The sequence below is a fragment of the Streptomyces sp. NPDC046870 genome (assembly GCF_040704595.1).
Taxonomy (GTDB): domain Bacteria; phylum Actinomycetota; class Actinomycetes; order Streptomycetales; family Streptomycetaceae; genus Streptomyces; species Streptomyces argyrophylli.
In genome coordinates, this window is sequence record NZ_JBEYXM010000001.1 from 111,245 (window position 1) to 129,659 (window position 18,415).

The 18,415-nt window shown below is 71.4% G+C and carries 18 protein-coding genes; 8 read left to right on the top strand and 10 right to left on the bottom strand.

Going from position 1 to position 18,415, the window contains the following annotated elements:
* Positions 1-64: 64 nt before the first annotated feature.
* The gene (locus tag AB0946_RS00470) at positions 65-514 is read right to left on the bottom strand and encodes an Rrf2 family transcriptional regulator (protein ID WP_366759109.1); all 450 of its coding nucleotides are present in this window, start codon (positions 512-514) and stop codon (positions 65-67) included.
* 136 nt (positions 515-650) lie between these two features.
* Here AB0946_RS00470 and AB0946_RS00475 point away from each other — a divergent pair, with 136 nt between their 5' ends.
* The 3 genes from AB0946_RS00475 to AB0946_RS00485 all read left to right on the top strand — a co-directional run bounded on the left by AB0946_RS00475 (position 651) and on the right by AB0946_RS00485 (position 4,114).
* Entirely contained in the window at positions 651-1,334 is a 684-nt protein-coding gene (locus AB0946_RS00475) for a DUF3105 domain-containing protein (protein WP_366758430.1), read from the top strand.
* Positions 1,331-1,963 (top strand): DUF305 domain-containing protein, encoded by a 633-nt coding sequence (locus tag AB0946_RS00480; protein WP_366758431.1) that lies wholly within the window; start codon positions 1,331-1,333, stop codon positions 1,961-1,963. The genes AB0946_RS00475 and AB0946_RS00480 overlap by 4 nt, the downstream gene beginning before the upstream one ends.
* A gap of 210 nt (positions 1,964-2,173) precedes the next feature.
* Positions 2,174-4,114 carry a S53 family peptidase gene (locus AB0946_RS00485; protein ID WP_366758432.1) on the top strand — a complete coding sequence of 647 codons (1,941 nt, stop codon included), beginning with the start codon at positions 2,174-2,176 and terminating at the stop codon, positions 4,112-4,114.
* 61 nt (positions 4,115-4,175) lie between these two features.
* On the opposite strand, the gene AB0946_RS00490 is transcribed toward AB0946_RS00485, so the two are convergent.
* Both AB0946_RS00490 and AB0946_RS00495 read right to left on the bottom strand, forming a co-directional pair.
* Positions 4,176-4,457, bottom strand: a complete 282-nt coding sequence (locus AB0946_RS00490; RefSeq protein WP_366758433.1) for a DUF397 domain-containing protein — start codon at positions 4,455-4,457, stop codon at positions 4,176-4,178.
* Positions 4,429-5,292: a helix-turn-helix transcriptional regulator gene (locus tag AB0946_RS00495; RefSeq protein ID WP_366758435.1), complete on the bottom strand. Its 864-nt coding sequence runs from the start codon at positions 5,290-5,292 to the stop codon at positions 4,429-4,431. Before AB0946_RS00495 ends, AB0946_RS00490 begins: the two co-directional genes overlap by 29 nt.
* A 114-nt stretch (positions 5,293-5,406) precedes the next feature.
* On the opposite strand from AB0946_RS00495, the gene AB0946_RS00500 reads away from it, so the two are divergent.
* A complete protein-coding gene (locus AB0946_RS00500) occupies positions 5,407-5,628 on the top strand; it encodes a hypothetical protein (RefSeq protein WP_366758436.1) in 222 nt (73 codons plus the stop codon).
* Positions 5,625-5,981 carry an ATP-binding protein gene (locus tag AB0946_RS00505; protein ID WP_366758437.1) on the top strand — a complete coding sequence of 119 codons (357 nt, stop codon included), beginning with the start codon at positions 5,625-5,627 and terminating at the stop codon, positions 5,979-5,981. The genes AB0946_RS00500 and AB0946_RS00505 overlap by 4 nt, the downstream gene beginning before the upstream one ends.
* Positions 5,982-6,015: 34 nt before the next feature.
* Here AB0946_RS00505 and AB0946_RS00510 read toward each other — a convergent pair whose 3' ends face one another.
* The 5 genes from AB0946_RS00510 to AB0946_RS00530 all read right to left on the bottom strand — a co-directional run bounded on the left by AB0946_RS00510 (position 6,016) and on the right by AB0946_RS00530 (position 11,490).
* Complete coding sequence (locus tag AB0946_RS00510) at positions 6,016-6,543, bottom strand: STM3941 family protein (protein WP_366758438.1); 528 nt, start codon at positions 6,541-6,543, stop codon at positions 6,016-6,018.
* A gap of 100 nt (positions 6,544-6,643) precedes the next feature.
* Positions 6,644-7,864: an MFS transporter gene (locus AB0946_RS00515; RefSeq protein WP_366758439.1), complete on the bottom strand. Its 1,221-nt coding sequence runs from the start codon at positions 7,862-7,864 to the stop codon at positions 6,644-6,646.
* A gap of 96 nt (positions 7,865-7,960) precedes the next feature.
* On the bottom strand, positions 7,961-9,010 hold the full coding sequence (locus AB0946_RS00520) for an endonuclease/exonuclease/phosphatase family protein (RefSeq protein ID WP_366758440.1): 1,050 nt from the start codon (positions 9,008-9,010) through the stop codon (positions 7,961-7,963).
* Between the two features lie 187 nt (positions 9,011-9,197).
* Positions 9,198-9,827, bottom strand: a complete 630-nt coding sequence (locus AB0946_RS00525; RefSeq protein WP_366758441.1) for a TetR/AcrR family transcriptional regulator — start codon at positions 9,825-9,827, stop codon at positions 9,198-9,200.
* 76 nt (positions 9,828-9,903) lie between these two features.
* Positions 9,904-11,490 carry an MFS transporter gene (locus tag AB0946_RS00530; protein WP_366758442.1) on the bottom strand — a complete coding sequence of 529 codons (1,587 nt, stop codon included), beginning with the start codon at positions 11,488-11,490 and terminating at the stop codon, positions 9,904-9,906.
* A 180-nt stretch (positions 11,491-11,670) separates the two neighbouring features.
* On the opposite strand from AB0946_RS00530, the gene panB reads away from it, so the two are divergent.
* From panB to AB0946_RS00545, 3 genes are all read left to right on the top strand, one after another.
* Complete coding sequence (gene panB / locus AB0946_RS00535) at positions 11,671-12,537, top strand: 3-methyl-2-oxobutanoate hydroxymethyltransferase (RefSeq protein ID WP_366758443.1); 867 nt, start codon at positions 11,671-11,673, stop codon at positions 12,535-12,537.
* 161 nt (positions 12,538-12,698) lie between these two features.
* Positions 12,699-13,724 (top strand): ATP-binding cassette domain-containing protein, encoded by a 1,026-nt coding sequence (locus tag AB0946_RS00540; protein ID WP_366758444.1) that lies wholly within the window; start codon positions 12,699-12,701, stop codon positions 13,722-13,724.
* The gene (locus tag AB0946_RS00545; protein ID WP_366758445.1) at positions 13,721-14,542 is read left to right on the top strand and encodes an ABC transporter permease; all 822 of its coding nucleotides are present in this window, start codon (positions 13,721-13,723) and stop codon (positions 14,540-14,542) included. The genes AB0946_RS00540 and AB0946_RS00545 overlap by 4 nt, the downstream gene beginning before the upstream one ends.
* A gap of 13 nt (positions 14,543-14,555) precedes the next feature.
* Here the strand turns inward: AB0946_RS00545 and AB0946_RS00550 are convergent, their stop codons facing one another.
* On the bottom strand, positions 14,556-17,813 hold the full coding sequence (locus AB0946_RS00550) for a BTAD domain-containing putative transcriptional regulator (protein ID WP_366758446.1): 3,258 nt from the start codon (positions 17,811-17,813) through the stop codon (positions 14,556-14,558).
* Between the two features lie 35 nt (positions 17,814-17,848).
* Positions 17,849-18,394: a Uma2 family endonuclease gene (locus AB0946_RS00555; protein ID WP_366758447.1), complete on the bottom strand. Its 546-nt coding sequence runs from the start codon at positions 18,392-18,394 to the stop codon at positions 17,849-17,851.
* Positions 18,395-18,415 lie beyond the last annotated feature (21 nt).

Consider the following 18,415-nt stretch of genomic DNA (forward strand, 5'->3'; position numbering starts at 1 on the left):
CCGCGTTCAGCCCAGCCCCGGCGAGCACCTGCCGCCGGCACAGGGACGAGCATCCGCGCCGCGTTCAGCCCAGCCCCGGCCTCCTGGAGATCCCGAGCAGCAGCGGCCCCGTCGGCTCGGCGACGAGTTCCCCGATCGTGACGGAGTCCAGCGCGGCGAAGAACGCCTCCTGAGCCCCCCGCAGAGCACCCCGCAGGCGGCAGCCGGAGCGCACGGGGCAGGCCGCCGTCCCCTGCGTCCCCTCGCAGTCGACGACGTCACCCTCGCCCTCGAAGGTCCGCACGACCGCGCCCACCGACGCGGTGCGGCCCCGCTCCGAGAGCGCCAGCCCGCCGCCCCGGCCGCGCCGGGCGTCGACCAGGCCCAGGTGCTGGAGTTCGGCGACGACCTTCGCGGCGTGCGTGTAGGGCACGTCCATGTCGGCGGCGACCTGACGGGTCGTGGGCGTGGCGTCGGCGACCGCGAGTCGCATCAGGACACGCAGGGCCAGGTCGGTGGAGCGCAGCAGCCGCATACCGCGAGCGTAGATAATGCGCATACCTGGTTCAAATTATCCGGTTGCCGTGCCCTCTCTACGGAAGCGCGGCCCCGCCGCATTACGATCAGCGGGCCCCACCGTCCACGTCCCCTTCCCCAGAAGGACACGCCTCATGGGTTCCGGCAAGAACAGCAGCACCGCGGCGCGCAAGGCGCGCATCGAGGAGATGCGGCGCGCGGAGCGTGCCCGCGAGCGCCGCAACCGGGTGCTCACCATCGCCGCCAGCGCGGTGGTCGTCGTCGGTCTCGTCGTCGGCGGTGTCGTCCTGGTGAAGACGCAGGGCGACTCCGGCAAGGACCAGGCCACGCCGAGCGGTGACGCCAAGGGCTCCGGGGACTCGGGGAAGTTCACCACCGGCGAGGACGGGGTGAAGACCTGGTCGGGCAAGCTGTCCCGGACGCACGTGACGACCAAGGTGTCGTACCCGATGCACCCGCCGGTCGGCGGCAACCACAACCCGGTCTGGCTGAACTGCAACGGCGACGTGTACACCAAGGCGGTGCCCGAGGAGAACGCCGTGCACTCGCTGGAGCACGGCGCGGTCTGGGTGACGTACACCGGCAAGGCGGCCAAGGCCGACGTCGACGCGCTCGCGGCGAAGGTGAAGAAGACCCCGTACTCGCTGATGAGCCCGTACGAGAACCAGGACGCCCCGCTGATCCTGTCGGCGTGGGGCCACCAGGTCGCGGTGAAGAGCGCCAAGGACCCGGAAGTGGACAAGTTCTTCGCCACGTACGTGCAGGGGCAGCAGACGCCCGAGCCGGGCGCCTCGTGCACCGGCGGGGTCATGAAGTGAGGCGTCAGCACGTCGGCTGGGTCGCCGGAACCGCGGCGGCGGTGCTCGTCGCGGCCGGCGCGATCACCTACGCGGTCGCCGAGGAGACCGGCGGATCGGATCCGGCCACGCCGAGCGCGCAGTCGGCGGACGCCGGGTTCGCCCGGGACATGGCCGTCCACCACCAGCAGGCCGTCGAGATGTCGTACATCGTGCGCGACCGCACGAAGGACGAGGAGGTGCGGCGGCTCGCCTACGACATCGCGCAGACGCAGGCCAACCAGCGCGGCATGCTGCTGGGCTGGCTGGACCTGTGGAACCTGCCCAAGGTGTCGGCCGACCCGCCGATGACCTGGATGGGCATGGGCGGCATGGCCTCCGGCAAGGACGGCGCGCTGATGCCGGGGATGGCCACGAACACCGAGCTGAAGAAGCTCGGGTCGCTCAGCGGCAAGCAGGCCGAGATCTTCTACCTCCAGCTGATGACGGACCATCACGAGGGCGGCATCCACATGGCCGAGGGCTGTGTCGCCAAGTGCACGGTGGGCGTGGAGAAGCGGCTCGCGCAGGGCATGGTCGACGCGCAGCAGTCGGAGATCGAGCTGATGGCCGGAATGCTCAAGGAACGGGGCGCGCAAGCCCGTTCGTAACACCGCCGTAAGGATGAATCGGTCAAACCGCCCTGCGGGGCGGTTACTTGAGCTTCTCTTGACTTTTACGTTCCCCTTGCATGAACGGTTCATCGCAAGAGTGGCCCCCATCGTGTGATCCACTCGCCGGCCGACACCGCCGCGGGCCGGCGCGCGCCTCCACGACGTGCCAACCACTACATGCATGCGAACCGCATCGCAGGGGGTTCTATGAGATCCAACCGCGCCACCGTGCGCGCCGGTGTGAGCATGGCAGCGACACTGCCCATGATCGCCGGTGCGCTGGCGCTGGGCATACCCGCGGCGCACGCCGCGGACAGCCCCGCTCGTGACGTACTGAAGGGCACCAAGCCGCTCTGGGCCACGGCCAAGGCGGACAAGGGCGCGACCTCGGACAAGGCCCAGGTCAAGGCCCGTGTCTACCTGGCCGGCCGGGACGCGGCCGGACTCGCCGCCTACGCCAAGGCGGTGTCCGACCCCGGCTCGCCCCTGTACGGCAAGTACCTCAGCGCCAAGAAGGCGCAGGCCCGCTTCGGGGCCACCAAGGCCCAGGTGGCCGCCGTCACGTCCTGGCTGAAGTCGGCCGGCCTGACGGTCACCGCGGTCACCCCGCACTACGTCGCCGTCTCCGGTGACGTGGCCGCCGCCGAGAAGGCGTTCGGCACCCAGCTGCACAACTACGCCAAGGGCTCCAAGACCTACCGCGCCCCGGCGCGCACGGCCTCCGCCCCGGCCGCCCTCAAGGGCGCGGTCCTCACCGTCACCGGCCTGGACAACGCCCCGCACAAGGCGAACCACGACGACCAGCTGCCGCCCCCGGACGCGGTCTTCAAGAACGCGGGCCCCTTCTCGTCGTACTACGGCTCGAACGTCGCGACGACGCTCCCGGACGCCTACGGCCAGAAGATCCCGTACGCGATCAAGGGCTACACCGGCAAGCAGCTGCGCGCGGCGTACGGCGCCGGCACGTACACCGGCAAGAACGTCCGCATCGCGATCACCGACGCGTACGCCTCCCCGACGATCGCCTACGACGCCGGCAAGTACGCCGTGAAGAACGGTGACGCGGCCTGGAAGACCGGCCAGCTGCACCAGGTGCTGCCGAAGAACTACACCAAGACCGACGAGTGCGGGGCCGCCGGCTGGTACGGCGAGGAGACCCTGGACGTCGAGGCGGTCCACGCGGTCGCGCCGAACGCCGACGTCACCTACGTGGGTGCGGCCTCCTGCTACGACGACGACCTGCTGGACTCCCTCAGCAAGATCGTCGACAGCCACCTGGCCGACATCGTCTCCAACTCCTGGGGCGACATCGAGGCCAACCAGACTCCGGACCTCGCCGCCGCGTACGACCAGGTCTTCCAGCTGGGCGCGGTCCAGGGCATCGGCTTCTACTTCTCGTCCGGTGACAACGGCGACGAGGTCGCCAACACCGGTGTGAAGCAGGTCGACACCCCGGCCAACTCCGCCTGGGTCACCGCGGTCGGCGGCACCTCGCTGGCCGTCGGCAAGGGCGACAAGTACCAGTGGGAGACCGGCTGGGGCACCGAGAAGGCGTCGCTGGCCCCCGACGGCAAGAGCTGGGTCGGCTTCCCCGGCGCGTTCACCTCGGGCGCGGGCGGCGGCACCAGCAAGACGGTGCCGCAGCCGTACTACCAGAAGGGCGTCGTCCCGAACGCGCTGGCCACGGCCAACAACGCCGCCGGCAACCGCGTCGTCCCGGACATCGCGGCCATCGCCGACCCGAACACCGGCTTCCTGGTCGGCCAGACCCAGACCTTCCCCGACGGCACCGAGCAGTACAGCGAGTACCGCATCGGCGGCACCTCGCTGGCCGCGCCGGTCATCGCGGCGGTCCAGGCCCTGGCCCAGGAGGCCCGCGGCGGCGAGCCCCTCGGCTTCGCCAACCCGGTGATCTACGCCAAGTACGGCAAGAAGGGCGTCTTCCACGACGTCACGGACAACCCGACGGGGTCGGGGCTGGCGGTCGCCCGCGTCGACTACGCCAACGGCGTCGACGCCGCTGACGGTCTTCTCACGTCGGTGCGCAGCCTGGGCAAGGACAGCTCGCTGTCCGCGGTGAAGGGCTACGACGACGTGACGGGGGTCGGCTCGCCGGCCAACGGGTACGTGGAGTCGTTCCGGCGGTAAGTCGCCGGGATTCGCTCAGTTGAAGGGGCGTGGGGTGCGTGCACCTCACGCCCCTTCGGCTTCAGGGTGCCTTGAGCGCGGTGATGAAGGGGGTCCAGGCGGTGGGAGGGAGAAGGAGGACGGGGCCGCCGGGGACCTTTGAGTCACGTACGGGGACGACTCCGGGGATGTTGTCGGCTACCTCGACGCAGTTGCCGCCGTCGCCGTTGCTGTAGCTCGACTTTCGCCAGAGGGCGGCGCCGGGGAAGTCGCCGGCGACTTCGACGCATTCCCCGCCATCACCGTTGCTGTAGCTGCTCTTGAACCAGAGCGCGTCACTCAAGTCGATCCGGTCGGTCGCCATTTCGGAAATCCTCTGCCGCTGCCTCGATCATGGCCAGGGACGTGTCTGGTGACAGCGCGACGGCCCTGAGCCGATCGTATGCCTTGCGGTACTGCTTCACGAGGGCCGGATCATCGATGGTGTCCCCGCTGTAGGAAGCCTCGGTGTAGATCAGCGGCGGGGCTTCCGGGAACGTCATGATCATGATGGAGGCGGCCATCAGGGGATGCGCCCCGCATGTACGCGGAACGATTTGCGGAGTGATCCGGCGCCGTTCGGCCAAGGCCACGATGCGGTCGAGCTGTTCGGCCATTTCCAGCGGAGACAGGATCGGCTCCGCGATCAGTGACTCGTGCAGGATCGCCCAGTACTCCGGGACGGAGTGATCCGTCTCGAAGAGACGGGCACGGGAGAGCCGGGCCTCAACCTTCTCCTCGACCCAGTCGTCGGGGGCTGCCGGGTGAGCCGACCGGACCAGTGCCCGCGCGTACGAAGCGGTCTGGAGCAGCCCAGGAAAGGTGATGGGGCACCATTCCTCAATGGACTCGGCGTACTTCTCCGCCTCCAGAACCTTCTCGAAGTAGGCGGCATGCGGCCCCCTCCTCGCCCTGCGCACATCCTCGCAACGGCGCTCGAAGAAGCCGTCGGTGTCGAGGACTCGATCCGCATGCCGAGCCAGATCGATGGGCATCCTCCGCTCCCCGTGCTCGATGTCGCTGAGGTACGTCTTGCCGTAGAAGCTGCCCTCGAGGAACGCCTCCAACGACAGGCCGGCCGCCTCCCGCTTCCACCGCAACTCCTTGCCGTAGAAGGTCGGGACGCTCATCGAGCCGTCAATGTCCTTGCCCCGGGCCACCGCTCACTCTCCTCCGCTGCCCTGGTCGCGAACGCGAAACCTCTTCCACGGTAGCGAGCGCGGCGACACTCTGTGAGGTGTTCGTCACACACTGCACAGAAGGTGCCGCCTCTCATGTCCGACCGCTCCCCCACCGCCTACGACGTCACCCTCTGCGTCGAGGAACTCCGCGCCGCGCTCGCCCTGCACGGCATCACGCTGCCCTCGCTCCGGGCCGACCTGCCGAGCTTCGCGGGTACGTACGCGCCGCCCGCCGGACTCGTCACGCTCGGGAACTGCAACACGGCCACGGCGCGGGCGCTGGCCGCCGCGCTGAGGAAGGCGGCGGCGCAGTGACGACGTCGCTGGAACTGCACCTGCCGGCCACGGCGAAGGCGGCGCCGGAACTGCGCCACCACCTCCGTGGGTACGGCTTCGACGTCCGCCTGTGTGCGACGGAGCTGTTGACCAACGTCATCGACCACCTCGGCGAGGGGACACCGGTGACGGTCCGGGTCGGGGGTACGGCGGTGGGGCGTACGCGGATCGAGGTGACCGATCCCGACCCGCGGGCGTTGCCCGTCCTGCTGCCGGCCGGGGAGACGGCGGAGTCGGGGCGGGGGCTGGCCCTCGTGGACGCGCTGGCCGAGCGGTGGGGCGTGGACCAGGGACCGGACCGGAAGACGGTGTGGTGTGAACTGAGGAACTGAGGCGGGTCCCGCGGGGGCCCGCGGGGAGCGGGGCTCAGTGCTGGACCGGTAGTCCGGGGCAGTGGAGCCGCATCGCTTCCAGCACCGCTTCCGGCGGCACCGGCAAGGTGTTCGTGGCCACGGTGGCCGGACCGAGGCCGAGCCGTGCGTTCGCGGACGCGGTCCTGCGGACGAGCTCGGGCGCCCGCGCCAGGTAGGCGTCCGGATCGTGCAGCACCAGCTCGATGAACCGCTGCGAGGTGTTGCGTACCCGCTGCTCCCGCATCCGCGCGGCGGCTATCTCGTCCCAGCCGAGCCGGCCCAGCCTCACGTGGTCCACGCCCGCGTCGTCCAGCACCAGCTCCGGTCGGCCACGGAGCAGGAGCCGGATGAAGCTCACCGAGCAGAACCCGAAGAAGAGGACGGCCAGCGCCCCGGCCACGGTCATCTTCACGGTGCTGTGGGCGATCAGGAAGGCGATGCCCAGGGCGACGAAGACCAGCGAGCCGGCCAGCATGGCCCACACACGTCTCTTGGCGAGCGGGAAGACCGTCGGGGGCAGCGGAGCCGCTTTTTCGATCACAGGCCCAGACGATAGGCCGGAGCCCCGGCCGGCGGAACCCTCCGGGGTCCGTCGCCGCTGGGGCCGGCGCTGTTCGGCGCCGCTCGCTCGCCCCTTCCCGTCACCTCGGCAGCTCGGTCAGGTGGGGCTCCGGAACCCGGGACGCCACCACCCGCCCCACCGACACAGTCTCCCGGCGGCGGTCCACCGCGTACGCCACGCTCGCCACGCCCAGGCCCAGGACGGCCAGGGCCGCTCCCGCGAGCGCCGGGGACGTCGTGCCCAGGCCGGCCGCCAGGGCGAGGCCGCCGATCCAGGCTCCGCCCGCGTTGGCCAGGTTGAACGCCGCCTGGTTGGCCGAGGAGGCGAGGGAGGGGGCCGCCGACGCCTTCTCCATCACCATCAGCTGGAGCGGGGAGCCGGTGACGAAGGCCGCCATGCCCAGCAGGGCCACCGCCAGGGCCGCGCTCCACTGCGCCCGCATCAGCAGGGGGAAGAGCACCAGGACCACGCCCAGCGAGACCAGGCCGCCGAAGAGGGTGGCGCGCAGGGAGTGGTCGGCGAGCCGGCCGCCCAGCAGGTTGCCCGCCGTGGCGCCGACGCCGAAGAGGGCGAGGAGCAGGGTCACGCTGGTGTCGGCGTAGCCCGCCGCGTCCGTGAGCATCGGGGTGACGTAGCTGTAGGCCGCGAAGAGCGCGCCGAAGCCCGCCACCGTCGTACCGAGGGCCAGCCAGACCGGCACCGACTTCAGGGCCGCGAGTTCGCCGCGCAGGCCCGTCGACGAGGCCGCGTGGTTCCGGTCGTGCGGGATCAGCAGGGCCAGGGAGGCGATCGCGGCGATGCCGATCACGCTCACTCCGAGGAACGTCGCCCGCCAGCCCAGGTGCTGGCCCATCAGGGTGGCGACGGGGACGCCCGCGATGTTGGCGACGGTCAGGCCGAGGAACATCAGGGACACCGAGCGGGCCTTGCGCTCCGGCGGGACCATCGACGTGGCGACGACCGCGCCGACGCCGAAGAAGGCGCCGTGCGGCAGGCCGCTGAGGAAGCGGGCGGCCAGCAGGGAGCCGTTGCCGGGGGCGAACGCCGACAGGGCGTTGCCGGCCACGAACAGGGCCATGAGGGAGATCAGGACCGTGCGGCGGGACATCCGCGCGGTCAGCGCGGCCAGCAGCGGGGCGCCGATGACGACGCCCAGCGCGTACGCCGAGACCAGGTGGCCGGCGGCGGGGATCGAGATGTGCAGGTCGTCCGCGACGTCGGGCAGGAGTCCCATCATCACGAACTCGGTCGTACCGATGCCGAAGGCGCCCACGGCGAGGGCGAGCAGGGCCAGGGGCATGAGGGACCTTTCAGAGAGCGGAGTGCTGTACGTGTTCGAGTCTCGCAGTATGTTCCTGGACGGAACAAACTCTCTCAGGTCCAGTATTCCGGCAGGTTAAGCCCCTGTGTCGAGCTTCACACGGGCCGCTACGGGCAGGTGATCGCTGTTCGTGCGCGGCAGCGTCCAGCTCTTCTCCGGCTCCACGCCCTTCACCATGATCTGGTCGATCCGGGCCATCGGGAACGACGCCGGCCAGCTGAAGCCGAAGCCGCTGCCCGCCGCGCCCTGCGTGGAGCGCATCTGGGAGGTGACGCCGTTGAGCGCGCGGTCGTTCATGGTGCCGTTCAGGTCGCCGAGCAGCACGACCTGCTTCAGGGGCTCGTCGGAGATGGCCTCGCCGAGCGCGTCGGCGCTCTTGTCCCGCTGCCGGGCGGTGAACCCGGCCTCTATCTTCACCCGCACCGAGGGCAGGTGGGCGACGTAGACCGCGACCGGCCCCTTGGGCGTCGTCACGGTGGCGCGCATGGCCCGCTTCCAGCCGAGCTTGATGTCGACGGCGTGGACGCCGGTCATCGGGTACCTGCTCCACAGCCCGACCGTGCCGACGACCGCGTGGTACTTGTACGTCGACGCCAGCGCCTTCTCGTAGACGGGTACGGCGGAGGCGGGCAGTTCCTCCAGGGCCAGGACGTCCGCGCCGGACGCGGCCACGCCGGTGGCGGTCGCGGCCGGGTCGGGGTTGCCGGCGTTGACGTTGTGGGTGGCCACCGTCAGGTCGCCGCCGGCGCCGGACTTGTCGGTCAGCAGCCCGCCGAAGAGGTTCAGCCACACGATCGCCGGGAGCAGGATCACGATCAGCGCGGTCAGCGACCGGCGGATCAGGGCGAGGACCAGCAGCACCGGGACGGCCAGGCCCAGCCAGGGCAGGAACGTCTCGGTGAGCGAGCCGAGGTTGCCCACCGCGTTCGGCATGTGGGCGTGCAGCAGCATCACCAGGGCGAGCAGCAGGGCCAGTACGGCGAGGACGACGCCGCGCCGCCAGACGCCCGGATCGTTTCGCCACCCGGTGAGGAGGCGGTGCGCCAGGCGTCGGAGCCGGGATCCCGGTCGCTCGGGCTCCGAACCGTCGCCCACCGTCTCCGTCATGTACGCCTGCTGCGCCATACCGTCTGCCTCACTGCCTGCCGTGCACACCGTTCGCCCCCCTTGCTCTTCCGACCCTAGGGGATGATCGGCTCCGTTCCGCCGTCCCATGACGGCCGTACGGAAGACGAGGACGAACGAGCCGGGGCCGCGAGTTCCGGTGACCCCCGGGGTGCACGGGGTCTGTGACGAAACGCGCACATTAGTGCTACTGCACCGTGGACCTGACGGGCCGTAGGCCGTCCAGCACCGCGTCGACGATCTGCTCCGCCAGCCCCTCGGGCAGTTCGGCGTCGGGACGCATCACGGAGCGGACGAGCATGGGGCCGACGAACATGTCGTTGGCCAGGTCCAGATCGATGTCCGCGCGGATCTCGCCGCTCGCCTGCGCGCGGCGCAGCAGGTCCAGGGCGAGGTCGCGGCGGGGCGCTATGACGCTGGCGTGGTACGCCGCCCAGATCCGCGGGCTGCTCTTCATCTGCGCGTACACGTTGTGCAGGATCGCCGAGGAGCGGCTGACCAGGCCGCGTCGGCGCAGGGACTCCAGCAGGACGACGAGGTCGTCGCGCAGACAGGTGCCGGGGAGTTCGGGGTCGGGGGGTTCGGCGGCGCGTACGACGTCGACGAACAGTTCCTCCTTGCCGCTCCAGCGGCGGTAGATGGTGGCCTTGCCGACCCCGGCCGTGCGGGCGACCCGCTCGATGGACAGCTCGGCGAGGGGCACGCCCTCCTCCAGGAGCTTCATCACGCCTTCCAGGATGGCGCGTTCCACCGCTTCGCTGCGCGGCCGGCCCCGTGCGGGTCCGTCCGGTCGCGGTCGGCTCTCGGCAAGGCTCACGACGATCCGTCCTCTCACTGTGCTGCGGGGATTGTCCCGCAGCCGCCTCCTTCCCCCGTGGAACCGCGCGTGTGGCTCACTCCCCGGCGGCGACCAACTCCGACTCCCTGTCCTGCCGCCGGCCGGCGGGCGGCTTGCCCGGCAGGAACAGGAAGGTCACCACGGCGCCGATCAGCGCGACGCCCGTACCGCACAGGGCGGTGACGTGCATGGCGTGCAGGAACGCGTCGTGGGCGGGGGTGACCAGGGCCTCGCCCCGCGGGCCGAGCTTCTCGGCCACGCCGAGGGTGGCCTCGATGGACTCGCCGGCGGTCGCGCGCAGGCCGGGCGGCAGCAGGCCGAGCTTGTCCTCGATGCCGTTGCGGTACGAGGTGGCGAGCACGGAGCCGAGGACGGCGATGCCGAGGGCGCCGCCGACCTGGCGGAAGGTGTTGCTCAGCGCCGAGGCGGAGCCGGCCTTCTCGCGCGGCAGGGCCTGCATGATGACGACCGAGGTCGGGGTCATGATGTGCGCCATGCCGGTGCCCATGAGGAAGAACACGACCTCCAGCAGCCAGATCGGCGTGTCGGCCTCGAACGTGGCGAACGCGGCCAGCGTGGCCGCGATCAGCACCAGACCGCCGGTGGTGGTGGCCCTGTTGCCGAACCGGTCGACCAGCAGCCGGGCGCGGGGCGCGAAGATCAGCTGGGCGGCGGCGAGGGGCAGCATCAGCACACCGGACTCCAGCGGGGAGTAGCCGCGCACGCTCTGGGTGTAGAAGACGCCGAAGAAGGTGACGCCCATCAGCGCGAAGAAGACCAGCGCGATGGCGCTCATGGCGGCCGAGAAGACCTTGTCGCGGAAGTAGGTGACGTCCAGCGACGGGTGGTCGCTGCGCTTCTCGAACACGACGAAGGCGGCCAGGACGACGAGGCCGGCGACGATGGTGCCCAGCGCCTTGGCGTCGGTGAAGTCGGCCAGCTCGCCGCCCTTGATGATGCCGTAGACGAGCAGCACGAGGCCGACGACGGACAGGACCACGCCGATGGGGTCGAGGCGGCCGGGCCGCGGGTCGCGGGAGTCGGGCACCAGCCAGGTCATCAGGACCAGCGCGACGATCACGATGGGCACGTTGACGAGGAAGACCGAGCCCCACCAGAAGTGGTCGAGGAGGGCACCGCCGGTGATCGGGCCGATGGCGATGGCCAGGCCGACGCCGCCGGCCCAGATACCGATGGCCTTGGGCTGTTCCTCGCGCTCGAACACGTTCATGAGCACGGCGAGGGTGGCGGGCATGACGAAGGCGGCACCGAGGGCCATCACCGCGCGGTAGGCGATCAGCTGGCCGGGCGAGCCGGACTCGGCGGCGAGCGCGGAGCCGATGCCGAACACGAGGATGCCGCCGAGCAGCACCTTCTTGCGGCCGAGCCGGTCGCCGACGAGTCCGGCGGTGAACAGCAGGCCGGCGAAGACGAGGGTGTAGGCGTTGATCGCCCACTCGATCTCGCTCTGCGTGGCGCCGAGGCCGGTGGGCGCCGGGGTGGCGATGGTCTTGATGGCGACGTTCAGGATCGAGTTGTCGAGCACCACGATCAGCAGGCTGAGCATGAGCACGCCGAGGATCGCCCAGCGGCGCCGGTGCACCGCTTCCGGTATTCGGGAGGCAGGGACGGGACTTGTCATGCGTCCGAGCCTACGATCATTTCGATACGGAACCGTCTCGTATCTTATTTCTTTGCCAAGGCCTTACGCGGCTCGGCTCACAAGGGGGTACCTCTGGCCCCGAGTGGCACGAGGTGCCACCATGGAGTCGATCCGGGGACGCCGTCAGGGCGCCTCGAGATGACTGAAGGAGCCGTTGCCATGACGCAGCTTTCGGCTGCCCAGAACAAGCCTTCCGACGGCAGCAAGGCGCTGTACGGGGGGAAGGGCACCCGCCGCATCACCGTCCGCGACATCGCCCTCGCCAAGGAGCGGGGCGAGAAGTGGCCCATGCTCACCGCCTACGACGCGATGACCGCGTCCGTCTTCGACGAGGCCGGGATCCCGGTCATCCTGGTCGGCGACTCGGCGGGCAACTGCCACCTCGGGTACGACACCACCGTCCCCGTCACCCTCGACGAGATGACCATGCTGTCCGCGGCCGTCGTACGCGGCACCACCCGCTCCCTGATCGTCGGCGACCTGCCCTTCGGCTCCTACCAGGAGGGCCCGGTGCAGGCGCTGCGCTCGGCGACCCGGCTGGTGAAGGAGGCCGGGGTCGGCGCGGTCAAGCTGGAGGGCGGCGAGCGGTCGCACGAGCAGATCCGGCTGCTGGTGGAGTCCGGCATCCCGGTCATGGCCCACATCGGGCTGACCCCGCAGTCCGTCAACGCGATGGGCTACCGCGTGCAGGGGCGCGGCGAGGAGGCGGCACAGCAGCTGCTGCGCGACGCCAAGGCCGTACAGGACGCGGGCGCGTTCGCGGTGGTCCTGGAGCTGGTCCCGGCGGAGCTGGCGGCCGAGGTGACGCGGGTGCTGCACATCCCGACGGTCGGCATCGGCGCGGGAGCGGAGACGGACGCGCAGGTCTTGGTCTGGACGGACATGCTCGGGCTGACCTCCGGCCGGGTCCCGAAGTTCGTCAAGAAGTACGCGAACCTGCGTGAGGTCATGGGCGACGCGGTCAAGGCGTTCGCGGAGGACGTCGTCGGCGGGACGTTCCCGCTGGAGGAGCACTCCGTCCACTAGACCACTGCGGCACCACCGGGCAGCCCGCCGATCGTCCCCCGTCGGCGGGCTGCTGCCGTTTGCGCCTGAACCGGCGTCTGTCGGCCGTCCGTCGGTCGGCTGTCGGCGGGTGTCGGCCGGCTGTCGGTGGTTTGTCGGTGGGGCCTGGCACTGTCATCGGCATGACACGCATCGACGACAACCCCGTCGGCGGACGCTCCGCCGTGACCGTACGGGGACTGGTCAAGCACTACGGCGAGACCAAGGCACTGGACGGTGTCGACCTGGACGTGCGCGAGGGCACCGTGATGGGTGTGCTCGGGCCGAACGGCGCCGGCAAGACCACCCTCGTACGCATCCTGTCCACCCTCATCACCCCCGACGCCGGGCAGGCCACGGTGGCCGGCTACGACGTCGTACGGCAGCCCCGCCAGCTGCGCCGGGTCATCGGCCTCACCGGCCAGTACGCCTCGGTGGACGAGAAGCTCCCGGGCTGGGAGAACCTGTACCTGATCGGACGGCTGCTGGACCTGTCCCGCAAGGACGCCCGCGCCCGCGCCGACGAACTGCTGGAGCGGTTCTCGCTGACGGAGGCGGCCAGGCGTCCCGCGGGCACGTACTCCGGCGGCATGCGGCGGCGGCTGGACCTGGCCGCGTCCATGATCGGCCGGCCCGCCGTGCTGTACCTGGACGAGCCGACCACCGGCCTGGACCCGCGCACCCGCAACGAGGTGTGGGACGAGGTGAAGGCGATGGTCGGCGACGGCGTCACCGTGCTGCTCACCACCCAGTACATGGAGGAGGCCGAGCAGCTCGCCTCCGAACTGACCGTGGTGGACCGGGGCAAGGTCATCGCCAACGGCGGGATCGAGGAGCTGAAGGCCCGCGTCGGCGGACGCACCCTGCGGGTGCGGCCGGTGGACCCGCTGGAGCTGCGCCCGCTCGCCACGATGCTGGACGAGCTGGGCATCACCGGGCTCGCCACGACCACCGTGGACACCGAGACCGGGACCCTGCTGGTGCCGATCCTCAGCGACGAGCAGCTGACGGCCGTCGTCGGCGCGGTCACCGCGCGCGGCATCACGGTCTCCTCCATCACCACCGAACTGCCCAGCCTCGACGAGGTGTTCCTGTCGCTCACCGGCCACCGCGCCAGTGCCCCGCAGGACGCCATGCCCGCCGACGACCGTCAGGAGGTCGCCGTATGACCACCGCCACCCTGTCCCCGGCCGCCCCGAAGACCGACACGCCGATCCCGCTGCGCGCCCATCTGCGCCACACCGGCGCGCTGGTCCGCCGCAACCTGCTGTGGATCCGCCAGGACCCGGAGTCGATGTTCGACGCGATCCTGTTCCCGGTCGTCTTCACCCTGCTGTTCGTGTACGTCTTCGGCGGCTCCATCGGCAAGTCCCTGGGCGGCGGGCAGGACCAGTACGTCCAGTACGTCGTCCCCGGCCTCATGGCCATGATGGGCATGAACATGGCCCAGGGTGTGGGCACCGGTTTCAACCAGGACTTCAACTCCGGCGTCATGGACCGCTTCCGGTCCCTGCCGATCGGACGCGGCTCCGTGCTCTTCGCGAAGATCGCGGTGGAGCTGATGCGGATGCTGTTCGCGACCCTGGTGCTGCTGGTGGTGGCCCTCCTCGTGGGCTACGACATCAACAGCTGGAGCGGTCTGCTGGCCTCCGTGGGGCTGTCGGCGGTGTTCGGCTCGGCGCTGATGTGGGTGTTCCTGACCCTCGGCGTGGTGATGAAGAACGCGCAGTCGGTGCAGGCGATGGGCTTCCTGGTGCTGATGCCGCTGCAGTTCGGCTCGTCGATCTTCGCGCCGACCTCCTCGATGCCGGGCTGGCTCCAGGCGTTCACCGACTACAACCCGCTGTCGTCGCTGGCCGACACCGCGCGCGGCCTGATGGAGGGCGGCCCGGTCGCGCACGACCTGTGGGTGACGCTGATCTGGTCGGTCGGCCTGACCGCGGTCATGGCCCCGGTCGCCATCCACAAGTTCCGCACGAAGAGCTGACGCCTCCCGGCGCTCAGATCAGGGCGGTGGCCTCCACGAGGGAGAGGCCACCGCCCTCGGCGTACGCGGCCTCGTACGAGAGCGGATCCAGCGTCTCCCGGATCCGCGCCTCGGTCATGGCGTGGCACCGCCGCTCCACGTCGGAGGGGATGTGGCCGGCCGGCAGCAGCGCGTCGGCGGCGCCCAGGCAGCGGGCGGCGTCGGCGGCGCGGCTGCCGCCGTCGGCCCGGGCGAGGGCCATCGCCGCGGTGGTCAGGCAGATGGAGTTCAGATGCGGGTTGAGGGCCTCGGACAGCGGATCGGCGGCGAGCCGGACGGCCCTGCGGACCCGGGCGAGGGCTTCCTCCGTGCGCTCGTCCACGGCGTCCACCCAGGCCTCCTGGGAGGTGATCAGCGCGTCGAACACGACGAAGCGCGCGATGGTGACCTCCTCGCGCGTCAGCCGGAGCTGTTCGCGGGCCTCCGCGGTGCGGCCGGTCAGACTGAGCCAGCCGGCGAGGAAGAGCCGCGCGAAGGGCACGGCCTCGTTGTGGATGCCCCCCTGGCTCATGGTGACGTCGCGGAGCATCCGCTCGCCGCGTTCGTTCTCGCCGGCCTGCACGAGCACGCTGCCGAGCCGGGCGCGGAGCACGGCCACCTGGGCGCGGGCACCGAGGCGTTCGGCGTGTTCGATGGCGGCCTGGTAGTCGGCGGCGGCCTCGCGGTGGGCGCCCTTGCGCTCGTTGGCCTCACCGCGCGCGGACAGGGCCTCGGTGGTGCCCCAGGCGTCGCCGAGCCGGTGGTAGATCTCCAGGGACTCGTCGGCGTCGCGGGTGGCGTCGCCGGCCCACGAGCCCCGGTTGGCCAGGAGGTTGGCGCGCAGTTGCAGGGCGCCGGCCAGCTCCCACTCGTAGCCCGGGGTCTCCCGGCAGGTCCGCACGTTGGCGTCCACGATGGTGCGCACCTGTTCGGCGCCGCCGGTCAGCAGACCGGCGAAGAACCACAGCATGCCCGGGGGCCGGCAGGTCTGCGGCAGGCCGGGCTCGTAGACCTGGGCGACGACGCGGAGCTTCGCCTTCGCCTCCGGGGTCTGCCAGAGGTCGATCTCGGTGTCCATACAGGCCAGATGGGCGAGATGGACCCCGCGCCGGGCCTCGGCGAGGAGTTCGCCGGTGTACGGGGGCGGGGTGTCGGTGCAGCGTTGCCACACCGGTTCGGCGCGGCGGACCGGTTCGGTGAACGGGTCGGGGCCGAGCGTCATGACCTCCCGGCACCAGGTGCGGATCTCGATGCGCTGGTCGCGCATCTGCCAGAACCAGAACAGGGACAGGACCAGGCACAGGCCCTCCTGTTCGTCGCGCTGGGCGACGGCGTACCGGAACGCGGTGCGCAGGTTCTCGTACTCCAGCTGGAACCGGTCGATGGCGGCGCGCTGTCCGGAGCCGCGCAGCAACGGGTCGGTGGTGCGGGCGAGTTCCCGGTAGTAGGTCAGGTGGGCGCGCTGGGCCCGCGCGCGGTGGCCGGTCTCGGCGAGGCGTTCGGCGGCGTACTCGGCGACGGTCTCCAGCAGCCGGTAGCGCATGCCGCCACCGGCCGCCGGGGCGGCCACCACGAGGGACTTGTCGACCAGGGAGCCGACCGCGTCCAGGGCGGCCGGCCCGCACACCGCCTCCGCGGCGGCGAGGTCGCAGCCGCCGGCGAACACCGACAGCCGGGCGAGGACGTCTCGTTCGCCGGCGTCCAGCAGGTCCCAGGACCAGTCGACGACGGCTCTGAGGGTCTGCTGGCGGGGCAGCACGGTGCGGCTGCCGGAGGTGAGCAGCCGGAAGCGGTCGTCCAGCCGGTCCGCTATCTGGCAGGGGGTCAGCATGCGCAGCCGGGCCGCCGCCAGCTCGATCGCGAGGGGCAGTCCGTCCAGGCGGCGGCAGATCTCGGCGCACGCCTCCGGGTCGTCCTCGACCCGGAAGCCGGGGCGGGCCGCCGCGCCCCGGTCGGCGAGCAGCCGCAGCGCGACCGGCTCGGGCAGCGGCTCCACGGGCCGGACCAGCTCCCCCGGCACGCCGAGGGGTTCCCGGCTGGTGGCGAGGACGGTCAGCTCCGGGCAGCGGGCCAGCAGGTGCTCGGCGAGCCGGGCGGCGGCGTCCACGACGTGCTCGCAGTTGTCCAGGATGATCAGCATGCGGCGCCGGGCGCAGTGTTCCACGAGCCGTTCGACGGGGTCGCCGTGCCGGTCGGAGACCGCCCGCATGCCGTCCACGCCGGCGCCGTGCAGCACGGTCTCGCGGGCGCCGATCGCGGTGAGCACGGCCTGCGGTACGGCGTCCGGGGCGTCCACGGGGGCCAGCTCGGCGAGCCACACCCCGTCCGGGGCGGTGTGCCGTACCGCCTCGGCGGCCTCCTGCGAGAGCCGGGTCTTGCCGGCGCCGCCGGGCCCCAGCAGGGTGACCAGGCGGGCCGTCGCCAGGTCGGCGCCGATGGTCCGGAGGTCGGCTTCCCGGCCGACGAAGGAGGTGAGCCGGGCGGGCAGGTTGCCCGGGCGGGCCGCCGGAGGCAGCTCGGCCGGTTCCTCCCGCAGCAGTTCGGCGTGCAGGGCGCGCAGTTCGGGGCCGGGGTCGGAGCCGAGCCGGTCCGCGAGGAGGCGTCGTACGTCCTCGTAGGCGGCGAGTGCCTGGGCGGGGCGGCCGGTGTCGCGCAGGGCGCGCAGCCGCAGCGCCTGGAGGGGTTCGTCCAGCGGGTGGCTGTCGCACAGGGCGGTCAGCTCGGGCAGCGCCCGCTCGGCCTCGCCGAGGGCGAGGGCGGCGGTGTGCCGGGCGCGCAGGGCGTCGAGCCTGCGGGTCTCCCAGCGGGCCGCCTCGGCGGTGCGGTCGGGCAGGTCGGCGAGGGCGGGGCCGCGCCACAGGGCGAGGGCGTCGTCGAGGACGGCGGCGGCCTTGGCCGGGTCGCCGTCGGTGAGGGCGGCGAGGCCGTCGCCGGTCAGCCGGTCGAAGCGGGCGAGGTCGACGTCGTCGGGTGCGGCGGTGAGCCGGTAGCCGCCGTCGGCGGAGACGACGGCGGCGGCGCCGAGGGTCCGGCGGAGCCGGCCGACGAGCGCCTGGAGGGCGCCGGTGGCGTCGGCGGGCGGGTCGGCGCCCCACACCTCGTCCACCAGCACCCCGGCGGGCACGGTCCGCCCGGCCCTGAGCGCGAGCACGCTCAGCAGGGCGCGCAACCGCGCCCCGCCGACCGGAACGGCCGTACCGTCGGGACGGATCGCCTGAGTGGTGCCGAGCAGCCGATAGCGCACGGGGTCCATTGTCCCTGGGGACCACCGGGCGCCGCTCGCGGGTCTCAGATGCGGATGAACTGGGAGGAGTCGAGGACGAGGGTCTGGTCGGCGACGGGGATCTTGATCTGATCCCCGAAGACGCCGGACTCCTGGTGCTGGTACTCGCCGTCCTCCGGGCGTGTCAGCAGGGTCCAACGGCCGGCGAGCACGTCGACGATGAGGTAGGCGGGGATGCGGCGCAGAGCGTAGTGGCTCGGCTTGGTGTTGTAGTCGCGGTTCTTGCTCTCCGGTGAGACGACCTCGACCACGAAGGGCAGCAGCTCTTCGCTGATGTCGCTCTTGTCCGTCTCGACCAGCTCGCGCGGAATCGCCGTGGCATCGGGTTCGGGCTTGTAGCCCTCCCGGGGAGGGACGACCGAGAACTCGCTCGTCGCCACCCAGCCCGGCAGCCGTTCTTCGATCTGGTTCTCGATGCGCCGCTGAGTCGCCCTGTGCGCGTAGGTGACCGGTACCACAGTGAGCCCATTCCTCGTCAGGCGGAGGCGCGCGCTCTTCGGCACATGAATGGCGTCCTGGACAAGCTCGACCCAGCCCTCGGCGATCGTCATGGCCACCTCCTCAGTCGACTC

Excerpts from the sequence above, each read along its gene's own strand:
- AB0946_RS00470 (WP_366759109.1), bottom strand. The coding sequence starts at position 514 with ATGCGGCTGCTGCGCTCCACCGACCTGGCCCTGCGTGTCCTGATGCGA.
- AB0946_RS00485 (WP_366758432.1), top strand. The coding sequence starts at position 2,174 with ATGAGATCCAACCGCGCCACCGTGCGCGCCGGTGTGAGCATGGCAGCG.
- AB0946_RS00500 (WP_366758436.1), top strand. The coding sequence starts at position 5,407 with ATGTCCGACCGCTCCCCCACCGCCTACGACGTCACCCTCTGCGTCGAG.
- AB0946_RS00545 (WP_366758445.1), top strand. The coding sequence starts at position 13,721 with ATGACCACCGCCACCCTGTCCCCGGCCGCCCCGAAGACCGACACGCCG.
- AB0946_RS00515 (WP_366758439.1), bottom strand. The coding sequence starts at position 7,864 with ATGCCCCTGGCCCTGCTCGCCCTCGCCGTGGGCGCCTTCGGCATCGGT.
- AB0946_RS00520 (WP_366758440.1), bottom strand. The coding sequence starts at position 9,010 with ATGGCGCAGCAGGCGTACATGACGGAGACGGTGGGCGACGGTTCGGAG.
- AB0946_RS00475 (WP_366758430.1), top strand. The coding sequence starts at position 651 with ATGGGTTCCGGCAAGAACAGCAGCACCGCGGCGCGCAAGGCGCGCATC.
- panB (WP_366758443.1), top strand. The coding sequence starts at position 11,671 with ATGACGCAGCTTTCGGCTGCCCAGAACAAGCCTTCCGACGGCAGCAAG.
- AB0946_RS00490 (WP_366758433.1), bottom strand. The coding sequence starts at position 4,457 with ATGGCGACCGACCGGATCGACTTGAGTGACGCGCTCTGGTTCAAGAGC.
- AB0946_RS00530 (WP_366758442.1), bottom strand. The coding sequence starts at position 11,490 with ATGACAAGTCCCGTCCCTGCCTCCCGAATACCGGAAGCGGTGCACCGG.
- AB0946_RS00555 (WP_366758447.1), bottom strand. The coding sequence starts at position 18,394 with ATGACGATCGCCGAGGGCTGGGTCGAGCTTGTCCAGGACGCCATTCAT.
- AB0946_RS00540 (WP_366758444.1), top strand. The coding sequence starts at position 12,699 with ATGACACGCATCGACGACAACCCCGTCGGCGGACGCTCCGCCGTGACC.
- AB0946_RS00550 (WP_366758446.1), bottom strand. The coding sequence starts at position 17,813 with ATGGACCCCGTGCGCTATCGGCTGCTCGGCACCACTCAGGCGATCCGT.